Source organism: Verrucosispora sp. NA02020 (assembly GCF_013364215.1).
GTDB lineage: Bacteria > Actinomycetota > Actinomycetes > Mycobacteriales > Micromonosporaceae > Micromonospora.
On the sequence record NZ_CP054923.1, the window covers coordinates 6836161 to 6845911 of the forward strand.

Annotated in this window: 8 protein-coding genes; 3 read left to right on the forward strand and 5 right to left on the reverse strand. The window is 72.1% G+C overall.

Translation table 11 applies throughout. The features are described from left to right. The first annotated feature begins 44 nt into the window (after positions 1–44). Positions 45–2021, forward strand: coding sequence for a biotin carboxylase N-terminal domain-containing protein (locus tag HUT12_RS30565; protein ID WP_176095443.1), 1977 nt, complete (start codon positions 45–47; stop codon positions 2019–2021). Then, positions 2018–3196, forward strand: a complete 1179-nt coding sequence (locus HUT12_RS30570) for an acyl-CoA dehydrogenase family protein (RefSeq protein ID WP_176095444.1) — start codon at positions 2018–2020, stop codon at positions 3194–3196. The genes HUT12_RS30565 and HUT12_RS30570 overlap by 4 nt, the downstream gene beginning before the upstream one ends. A gap of 19 nt (positions 3197–3215) precedes the next feature. Here HUT12_RS30570 and HUT12_RS30575 read toward each other — a convergent pair whose 3' ends face one another. The 3 genes from HUT12_RS30575 to HUT12_RS30585 form a co-directional block, all read right to left on the reverse strand. Then, positions 3216–4328: a hypothetical protein gene (locus tag HUT12_RS30575; protein ID WP_176095445.1), complete on the reverse strand. Its 1113-nt coding sequence runs from the start codon at positions 4326–4328 to the stop codon at positions 3216–3218. Further along, positions 4325–5266 carry a transporter substrate-binding domain-containing protein gene (locus HUT12_RS30580; protein WP_131054424.1) on the reverse strand — a complete coding sequence of 314 codons (942 nt, stop codon included), beginning with the start codon at positions 5264–5266 and terminating at the stop codon, positions 4325–4327. The genes HUT12_RS30575 and HUT12_RS30580 overlap by 4 nt, the downstream gene beginning before the upstream one ends. 135 nt (positions 5267–5401) lie before the next feature. Beyond that, the gene (locus HUT12_RS30585) at positions 5402–7204 is read right to left on the reverse strand and encodes an alpha/beta hydrolase (protein WP_176095446.1); all 1803 of its coding nucleotides are present in this window, start codon (positions 7202–7204) and stop codon (positions 5402–5404) included. A 223-nt stretch (positions 7205–7427) separates the two neighbouring features. Between HUT12_RS30585 and HUT12_RS30590 the strand changes: the two genes are divergently transcribed. Next, positions 7428–7757: a hypothetical protein gene (locus tag HUT12_RS30590; RefSeq protein ID WP_131054422.1), complete on the forward strand. Its 330-nt coding sequence runs from the start codon at positions 7428–7430 to the stop codon at positions 7755–7757. A gap of 6 nt (positions 7758–7763) precedes the next feature. Here HUT12_RS30590 and HUT12_RS30595 read toward each other — a convergent pair whose 3' ends face one another. Then, a complete protein-coding gene (locus HUT12_RS30595; RefSeq protein WP_176095447.1) occupies positions 7764–9233 on the reverse strand; it encodes a serine/threonine-protein kinase in 1470 nt (489 codons plus the stop codon). A 31-nt stretch (positions 9234–9264) separates the two neighbouring features. Beyond that, positions 9265–9708 (reverse strand): hypothetical protein, encoded by a 444-nt coding sequence (locus HUT12_RS30600; RefSeq protein ID WP_131054420.1) that lies wholly within the window; start codon positions 9706–9708, stop codon positions 9265–9267. Between the last annotated feature and the right edge of the window lie 43 nt (positions 9709–9751).

The window sequence follows — 9751 nt, forward strand, 5'->3', positions numbered from 1 at the left end:
GAACGAAAGACCAGCCCGATGAGCGCGAGAAAGGCTCTGCTGCCATGATCACCAGGCTTCTGGTCGCCAACCGGGGCGAGATCGCCCGCCGGATCATCGCCACCTGTCGGGTGCTCGGCGTCGAGACGGTCGCCGTGCACTCCGACGCGGACGCCGACGCGCCCTTCGTCACCGAGGCCGATCGGGCGGTACGCCTGCCGGGGAACACGCCCGCCGAGACGTACCTGCGGATCGACCTGATCCTGGCGGCGGCCCGGCGGTCCGGCGCGGACGCCGTGCACCCGGGCTACGGTTTCCTCGCCGAGAACGCCGACGTCGCGGCGGCGGTGACCGACGCCGGGTTGACCTGGGTCGGCCCGTCGGCGAAGGCGATCGCCGCGATGGGCGACAAGCTGGCCGCCAAGGCGTTGCTCGCCGAGGCGGGCGTGCCGATGCTGCCCTCCTGGACCGACGCCGCCCAGGTCACCGACTTCCCGGTGCTGGTGAAGGCGTCCGCCGGTGGTGGCGGTCGCGGCATGCGGATCGTCCGGGACGCCGACGGTCTCGCCGAGGCGGTGGCGGGCGCGGGCCGCGAGGCGGCGTCGGCGTTCGGCGACGGCACGGTCTTCATCGAGCGGTACGTCGAGCGGGGCCGCCACGTCGAGGTGCAGATCGTCGGGGACCGGCACGGCACCGTGCTGGCGCTCGGGGAACGGGACTGTTCGATCCAGCGCCGGCACCAGAAGATCGTCGAGGAGGCTCCGGCGGTGCTCGCCCCGGAGCTGCGGGACCGGCTGCACGCGGCGGCGGTGGCCGCCGGCCGGGCCGTCGACTACGTCGGCGCGGGCACGGTGGAGTTCCTGCTCGCCCCGGAGGGCGACTTCCACTTCCTGGAGATGAACACCCGTCTCCAGGTGGAACATCCGGTCACCGAGGCGGTCACCGGGCTGGACCTGGTCCGGCTGCAACTGCTGGTCGCCGAGGGCGAGCCGCTGCCGCTGACGGTGACGCCGCCGGCCGAGGGCCACGCGATCGAGGTACGGCTCTGCGCCGAGGATCCGGCCCAGGGTTTCCTGCCGGCCACCGGCACCCTGCACCGGTTCACGGTCCCCGAGGTGGTCGGCGAGTTCGTTCCGACGCGTGGGCTGCGGCTCGACTCGGGCGTGCGGGACGGCTCGGCGGTGCAGGTGCACTACGACTCGATGCTGGCCAAGGTGATCGCCTGGGCGCCCACCCGCGCCGAGGCGGCCCGTACGCTGGCCGCCGCGCTGGCGCGGGCCGAGTTGCACGGCGTGGCCACCAACCGGGACCTGCTGGTCCGGGTGCTGCGGAGTCGGGAGTTCGGCGCGACGGAGGTCGACACCGGCTTCCTGGACCGGCATCCCGGGGTCTTCGCCCCGCTGCTGCCGCCCGGCGAGGTGCCCCTGGTCGCGCTCGCCGCCGCGCTCGCCTCCGCGGCGGCCCGCCGTGCCGCCGCGCCGGTGCTGGCCGGGCTGCCCTCGGGGTGGCGCAACGTGCCCGCCTTCCCGCAAGTCGCCCACTTCTCCGGCCCGGACGGGGAGGTCGAGGTCCGGTACCGGCTGGACCGCGACGGCGGCATCGCCGAGTGGTCGACGTCGCCGGAGAGCGAGTCGCCGGAGGTCACGCTGGTCGAGGCGGGCCCGGAACGGGTGGTGCTCGACGTCGACGGGGTGCGCCGGGCGTACCGGGTGCACCTGGTCGGTGCGTCGATCTTCGTGGACGGCCCGGACGGCGCGGCGAGCCTGACCGAGCTGCCGCGCTTCCCGGCGCCCGGTGCGGAGCTGACCGCCGGGTCGCTGCTCGCCCCGCTGCCCGGGGCGGTGGCCCGGGTCCACGTGGAGGTCGGCCGGCGGGTGGCCGCCGGTGACCTGCTGCTGACCCTGGAAGCGATGAAGTTGGAACACCCCGTGCTCGCCCCGACCGACGGCGTGGTCACCGAGCTGCCGGTCGCGGCCGGCGGCCAAGTCGACACGGGTGCGGTGCTGGCCGTGGTCACCCCCACCGAGGAGGCATCGTCATGAACTTCGACCTCAGCCCGGAACAGGAGCAGCTCCGCGACGCGGTCCGGTCGCTGGGCCGGCGGTACGGCCACCGCTACTTCGTGGATAAGGCCAAGGCCGGCGAGCACACCACCGAGCTGTGGCACGAGGCCGGCCGGCTCGGCTACCTCGGCGTCAACATCCCCACCGAGTACGGCGGCGGGGGCGGCGGCATCACCGATCTGGCCATCGTCTGCGAGGAACTGGCCGCCGCCGGCTGCCCGTTGCTGCTGCTGGTGGTCTCCCCCGCCATCGCGGCCACCATCATCGCCCGGCACGGCACCGAGGACCAGCGCAAACGCCATCTGCCCGGTCTGGCCGACGGCTCCCAGAAGATCGTCTTCGCGATCACCGAGCCGGAGGCCGGGTCCAACTTCCACCGCCTCGGCACCGTCGCCCGTCGCGACGGCGACGACTGGGTCCTCTCCGGTCGCAAGTGCTACATCTCCGGCGTCGACGAGGCCGGGCACGTCCTCGTGGTGGCCCGCGCCGGGGACGACACCACCACCGACGGTGCCGGGCAGCGGCTGAAGCCGGCCCTGTTCATCGTGCCGACCGACGCGCCCGGGTTGACCCGGTCCAAGCTGGACATGGAGATCCTCTCCCCGGAGAACCAGTTCCTGCTCTACCTGGACGAGGTCCGGCTGCCCGCCGACGCGCTGGTCGGCGAGTCGCTCGACGCCGGACTGCCGGCGTTGTTCTCCGGGCTCAACCCGGAACGCATCACCGTCGCCGCGATGGGCGCCGGCACCGGCCGGTACGCCATCGAGCGCGCCTCGGAGTACACCGCGACCCGCACGGTCTGGGGCGGTCGGACCATCGGCACGCACCAGGGCGTGTCGCATCCCCTGGCCCATGCGGCGGTGCAGGTGGAGCTGGCCCGGTTGATGATCCAGAAGGCGGCGACGCTCTACGACGCGGGACGTGACCTGGAGGCCGGCATCTCCGCCAACATGGCCAAGTACGCCTCCGGTGAGGCCGCCGCGCTCGCGGTCGACACCGCCGTGCAGGCGCTCGGCGGTGCCGGCATGACCACCGAGTACGGCGTGGCCACGCTGCTCGGGGCGGTACGGGCCGGTCGTATCGCCCCGGTCAGCCGCGAGATGATCCTCAACTTCGTCGCCCAGCACGTGCTCGGCCAGGACAAGTCGTACTGAGCCCGGGGCGGGTGGGCGCTCACCGGCAGGCGGCGTCCACCCGGTGCACCGGGCGTACCCGCCGGCCCAGCCCTTCCAGCAGTGAGTCCTCGATGTGGAAGTCGTGGATCCAGAGCCGGTAGCGGGGCAGCTCCTCCTCGGAGGGGCAGAGCACCTGTTCGCGTACGTGGTCGACGGGCACGTACCGGACGCCGCCCCGGTCCTGGAGGATCACCGTGTGCACGTCGTCGGTGGTCACCACGTGCCCCCGGATCTCCTCGGTGGCCTCGGCGGAGTCGCCGACGGTGGTCACGGTGAGCGGCAGTACCGGTGTGCTGATCACCGGCAGCGCCGCCCAGACCAGCACCACCAGCACGGCGGCCTGACTCAGCGGGGCGAAGGCCCGGAGCACCACCCGGGGCAGCGGCCCGGCGACGAAGATCGCCAGCAGCGGCGGCACCACCAGCAGCGCGATCGGCAGCGGCTCGGCCTGCCGCCACGCGTCGCGCAGCGTCGGCAGGAGCAGCCACAGGTAGCCCGCGTACGCCGCAGTGATCATCAGGATGCGGACCGCCGGGCGCTCGTGCAGCCGGACCGCCGTGAGCCCGAACGCCGCCGCCAGGGTGGGCAGCAGCAGCGGGAGGTACAGCAGCGGCCAGGTGAGCAGGGCCATCAGGAAGCTCGCCGCGATGAACCAGCTCGGTGTGACGTCCATCCAGCGGGCGAAGAGCGAGCGGCGGGCGGTGGCCTCCCGGCTGGCCGCGAGCACTCCGCCGAGCGCGAAGACCGCGACCAGCGCGGTGCAGAGCAGGCGGGCCGCCGTGGTGAGGAAGCCGGCCAGCATGTTGACCGGTCCCACGTTCGCCACCAGCAGCAACGTGGTCTGCAACTCGCCGCCGGCCTCGACGCCGAGGCGGAGCACCGAGAAGATCGCCGGTACGCCGACCACCGCCGTCCAGAACGACTGGCTGGACCGCGCTCGGCGCTCGGTCCGGTCCCCGCCGACGTCCGCGGGCCCCTCCGACGTGGCAGGCCCGTCCTGCCTGGCGGGAGCGTCCCGTGGCGGCACCGCCGGCTCGGAGGGCGTCACCTGGGACGGCACCGGCCGGTCGGCGTCCGGGGCGTTGCCGGTGGTCGCCGCCGGCGTGCTCATCGGCCCGGCACCTTGTCGTCGAAGTCGACCAGTCGGGGCACGTCGAGGGGCTGCGGTTGCCGCTTCTCCGTCCGCAGCCACGGACCGAGCGTCCGGTTGTACGCGACCTGCCACGGGCTGATCTCCCCGTTGCGACCCTGGCGGTAGCTCTTGTCGAGGAAGTACGCCACCAGGTCGCGCAGCGCGGGGTCGCCGATGGGCACGCCGATGCCGAGCAGTTCGCTGGTGCCGAAGGGCATGTCGACGATCTCGAACTCCGTCGGATACCGGGCCACGAAGCCGGCGAGGATCGTCTCGTCCGAGCTGACGGCGTCGTACCGGCCGTCCAGGATGCCCTCGACGCAGTCGCCGACGTCCTTCACCACCACCGCGCGTACCTGGTGCTGTTCCAGCTCCGCCTCGGTGGTGGAGCCACCGCTGGTGCAGATCTGGAACTTCGGGTTCCGCAGGTCCTCGATGGTCCGGATGGTGTCCCGGTGCCGGCTCGGGACCATCACCTCCTGTGTGGTCACCAGGTACGGCCCGGCGAAGCTGACCTCCTTCTTGCGCTCCTCGGTGATGGAGAAGCTGGACACCACCAGGTCGACTATGCCGCCCTGGAGGGCGGGGATCCGGTCCTCGGTGGAGACCGACACGAACTCGATCCGCTGGTCGCCCTCGAAGCCGAGCGAGGCGGCGACGTAGCGGGCGATCTCGACGTCGAAGCCGACGTGTCCGCCGTCGCGTACGTCGCCCATCAGCGGCTCGTTGACCGCCACACCGATCCGCAGCACGTTCTGTTCCCAGACGTGCGACTCGCGGAGCTTCTCCTGCACCGAGGGCAGTTCCGGCTCCTTCTGACTGTCACAACCGGCCGCTGCGCCCAGGAACAGCGTCAGGGCGACCGCGAGGGTGGTGGCCACCGAGCGGAACCGGGTGGTGGAGAACCGACTGACCATGGATCACCTCGCTACCTTCCGAAGTTGTCATGACACTGAAAGTAGCGAGTGTCTGCCAGTCGGTACCGTCGTGAAACGCACCGGGGTGCGGCGGGCATCCGACTGCCCGCCGCACCCCGAGGGTGTGTCGCGACCTCAGCGCGCCGTCAGCGCGCCGATCCCCGGCATCGGCACGACCACCGGCGGGAGCTGCTTGGGCGCACCGCGGCGCGGTGCACCCTTGGCCGCAAGGTCCTCCTTGGAGGTGTCGACCCGGGCGCCTGCCGCCGACTCCGGCAGTTCCTCGAACGGCTGGATGTCGCCGTGGCAGACGGTGCCCTTCTTCGGCAGCGTCAACCGCAGCAGGTAGGCGTCGATGGCGCCGGTCGCGCAGGCCGAGGTGCCGTACGCGGTGTGACCCCAGTTGTCGCTGGAGAGCAGGCGGCTGTTCGGCAGCAGCTTCGCGGAGGCGACAGCGCCGTTGTAGTTGGTCGCCGGGTCCCAGTGGTTGCCGACGACCAGGACCGGGTTGACGGTCCGCCGGTCGAACGGGCCGGTGAAGCGGTCCTCGTCCCGCACCGTCCAGGTGTCCCGGGCACAGGGTGCGGTGACCCAGGTCCAGTACCGACCGAAGTACGGGTCGCGCTTGTCGGCCTTGGCGGCCCGAGCCGCCCAGGAGGCCGGGTCCTTCGGGTGGTTGGCGTCGGTGCAGTCCACCCCGAGGAAGGTCTCCAGCCCGTTCTCGTACGGGAAGTCGTAGGCGCGTGCCTGCTCCCGTGCCTTCTCGGCCCGCTGGAGCAGCGAGGTACGTGCCTGCGTCCGTGACGCGGTCGCCGCCGACGGGTCGGTCAGGACCAACAGCTCCTGGGTGAGGTAGGCGACGTCCAGGTAGCCGAACGGGCCGTAGAGGGAGCCCGCGATGATGGCGACGAAGTCGGCGTAGGTGAAGGTGTACTCGCCCAGGTCCGGGTCCTCCAGCACCAGCGGCGTGGCCTTGAGTCGCTTCGCCACCAGCTCGAACAGCGCGGCCGGGTCACCCGAGGCCAGCGGGCAGGCGTCCACCCCGGCGGTCTTGCAGCGCTTGAGGATCTCGCGGAGCGCCAGGTACGCGCCCTGCGCGCTGCGCATCCGGTCCTCCTGGCCCAGGTTGCCGGCGGCGCCCGCGCCTAACCACGCGGTCGGGTCCAGTACGCCGTCGATCGCCAGGGCGCGCACCCGGTCCGGGAACATGTTCGCGTAGTACTGCCCGAGCACGCTGCCGTAGCTGAAGCCCACGTAGGACAGCAACTTGTCGCCGACCGCCCGCCGCAGCACGTCCATGTCGCGGGCGACCTCGGCGGTCGACATCGCGCCACTGAGCGGCTTACCGGTGGTCGAACAGCCCTTGCCGATCCGGATCGCGGCGGCGACGTACGCCTTCTCCTCGGCCTTCGTGTACGGGAAGGCGACGTTCGCCCCCTCGTACGCCCGGGTCTGGTCCTTCACCGACCGGAAACACCGGAGCTGCTCGCCGGAGCCCACCCCGCGCGGGTCCACGCCGACGATGTCGAACCGGTCGAGCACGTCGTCACCGAAGACGTACGGCGCGGCGAGGGCGAAGCTGGTGCTCGAACCACCGGGGCCACCCGGGTTCACGAAGAGGCTGCCGATCTTGCGCTTCTGGTCCCGCGCCTTGACCCGCAGCACCGCGATCTCGGTCGTCGCACCCCTCGGCTGGTCGTAGTCCAGCGGCAGGTCGACGGTGGCGCACTCGGCGTAGTCGTAGCACTCGTACCAGTCCAGCTTGGGCGTGGGCACACGGTCGACGCGCAGCCGCTCCAGCGGGCTGGTGCGGTGCGAGACCGTGGCGGTGCCCCCGCCGATCGTGGTGGGTGCGGCGCTGGCGGGCACGACCGCCGCTCCGGCGAGGAGCGCGCCGATCAGCCCGGCGGCGGCGAGGTTCCGGATTGGTCGTGGCATGTGGACGCCTTCCGGTGGGAGACGGGACACGTCGAGTCGGGCTCGACCTCCGTCACTCTAGAGACGTCGGACGATGCATGCGGTCCGATGAACAGCAACATGTCCGACAATGCAGGCGTCAAGGTCGTGCTTTCGGCATCCCGTAAGGTGGAGTTGTCAGATGTTACGCAGGCGCTCGACCGTCTGCTGTTGACAGATCGGCAATCTCCGACATTCTGGACGCGTGAGACGCATCCCCGGACCTGACGCGCGCACCGTGGCGGTGCTCGCCGCACTCGGATCGCTGTGGCTGCTGGTGGCACTGATCGTCGGGCCCCGGCAGGACCTGCTGGGGGTCGCGATGGCCCTGGGCTGCGTCCTGCTCGCCATCGTCACCGGGGTGGCGGTCACCGCCGCCCGGCAGGCCGCCCCGGTCGACACGCCACCTCCACCCCCACCGGTCCACCCGATGGCACAGGCGCCCGGCATCGACGCGGACACCCTGGAGACGCTCGGCGACCGGGAAGCCGTCCGGGCGATGCGGGACCGCTACCGCCGCGACGCGAGCCACTGACCCCGGTCAGCTCCCGGTGAGGGTGGGGGACGCCAGCCCGTCCAGCCCGCGCCCGGCCAGGCAGCGGTAGGTCGCGTCGTTCTGCGCGTCGGCCGGCGGCAGCACCTCCAGGTTCCACCCGGTGGGCTTGTCGATGCCGCTGACCAGGCGGAACGTCTCCGTGTTGCAGATCTTGCGGACGGCCGGATCCGCCACGATCTCGTCGTGGTCGGCGTCGCGCAGCGTGGGGGGCAACTCCCCCGCGGCGTAGCTCTCCCAGGTGTGCCGGGTGTCGCACGGCACCTGGCTGGCCTCGGCCCGCTGGGCGCGCACCTGCACCGGGCCGAAGCACTCCAGTTCCTCCGCGCAGCGGGCGCCCTCCGGCAGCGCCTCGGGCAGGGCGGCGCAGCCGGGACGGTGCACGCCGGTCGTGATCTGCCGGGTCGGGGCGGTGGGCTGGCCGGACTGAAGCCCACCGGCGGCCCAGGCACCGACGCCCGCCGAGGCGGCCAGCGCCACCACGCCGGTGGCACCCAGGAACCAGCGCCGTCCCCGGCCGCGCTCGGTGGAGGCGCCGGTGTCCCCGGCGTCAGGTGTCGCACCCGCCGCCCGGACACCGCCGTGGTATCCGCCGCCGAGCAGGCCGATAGGCGGACTCGGCGGGCCGAAACCCTCCAGTTGCAGGCCGACGAGCATGTCGTGCAACTGGACGACGGAGGGGCGGTCCGCCGGGTCGTTGGCCATCCCGGCGCGGAGCACGTCGAGCAGCTCCTCCGGGATCCCGGGGATGCCGGGGACCGGCTGGTGGAACATCTCCAGCACGGTGACCAGGCTCGGGTTGCGTTCGGTCTGCCAGCGTGGCGGCCGACCGTGCATCACCGCGTAGAGCGTGGCGCAGAGCGCGTAGACGTCCACCGCCGGTGAGGGCGGACTGTGGCTGAACATCTCCGGCGGGGCGTACGCCGGGGTGAGCACCTCCAGGGCGACCGTGGCGTCACGCATCTCGGCGACCACGGCCAGCCCGAAGTCGGCCAGCACCGCCGAGTTGAAGTGCGAGTAGAGGATGTTGGCCGGCTTGACGTCGCGGTGCAGCACCCCGGCCGCGTGCGAGTGGGCGAGCGCGTCCGCGATCTTGATGCCCAGGTCCCGCGCCTCGGCGGCGCCCAGCGGCGAGGTACGCATCCGTTCGGCGTACGACCCGTCGCAGAGCTCCATGATCAGGTAGGGGTGCTGGTCGATGGTGACCCCGACGTCGAAGAGGTCGACCACGTGCGGGTGCGACGACATCCGACCGGCCGCACGCGCCTCGCGCAGGAAGCGGGCCTGGTCCCGGTCGCTGGCGAGAGTGCGGTTCTCGACCTTGACCGCGACCTCGCGGTCCACCGAGATCTGGGTGGCCCGGTAGACGGTCGCATAGCCCCCTCGGGCAAAGACCCGCAAATCAGTCAGACCAGGCACGATGGGCGTCGGCAGGGCGCCGGGCGGGGTGTCGGTCACGGTTTCGAAAATACCCAACTGGACCGGCGGCTCAGTGAACCGCATCGGCGGGCGACGGCTCCGGCGCGGTCTGCGCGGCGCGCCGGGAGTCCCACCACAGGCCGGCGGCGGTGGCCAGAGCGCCCACACCCTCCCAGGCCGCCACGCCGAAGAACCGGCCGGGCGCCACGTCGGCCAGCACCGCGAGAGTGAACACGGTGAACGTGACCAACCGGAACACCACCGTGAAGCGGAAGAACGCGCGCCACTCGGTGGCGGTGGCGAGCAGGTAGTAGACCCCCATGTTGAACGAGGCCATCGACGAGGCGGTCACGAACACGCCCGTGTAGTCGCCGGGCGCCCGGGTCGCCGGGATCTCGAAGCCGAGCATCCCGAGCAGCACCTCCGGCCAGATCAGCCCGACCGCACCCATCACCAGCGCCAACACGCCGAACACCGCGACCGTCCAGCCGGCGACCGAGCGCGGCAGCCTCATCTGAGCCCTCCCCCTTGACGGCACGACCGCCCATGTTGACCGC

Bases quoted from the DNA above. Each gene is read 5' to 3' on its own strand.
- HUT12_RS30565 (WP_176095443.1), top strand. From the start codon at position 45: ATGATCACCAGGCTTCTGGTCGCCAACCGGGGCGAGATCGCCCGCCGG.
- HUT12_RS30570 (WP_176095444.1), top strand. From the start codon at position 2,018: ATGAACTTCGACCTCAGCCCGGAACAGGAGCAGCTCCGCGACGCGGTC.
- HUT12_RS30575 (WP_176095445.1), bottom strand. From the start codon at position 4,328: ATGAGCACGCCGGCGGCGACCACCGGCAACGCCCCGGACGCCGACCGG.
- HUT12_RS30580 (WP_131054424.1), bottom strand. From the start codon at position 5,266: ATGGTCAGTCGGTTCTCCACCACCCGGTTCCGCTCGGTGGCCACCACC.
- HUT12_RS30585 (WP_176095446.1), bottom strand. From the start codon at position 7,204: ATGCCACGACCAATCCGGAACCTCGCCGCCGCCGGGCTGATCGGCGCG.
- HUT12_RS30600 (WP_131054420.1), bottom strand. From the start codon at position 9,708: ATGAGGCTGCCGCGCTCGGTCGCCGGCTGGACGGTCGCGGTGTTCGGC.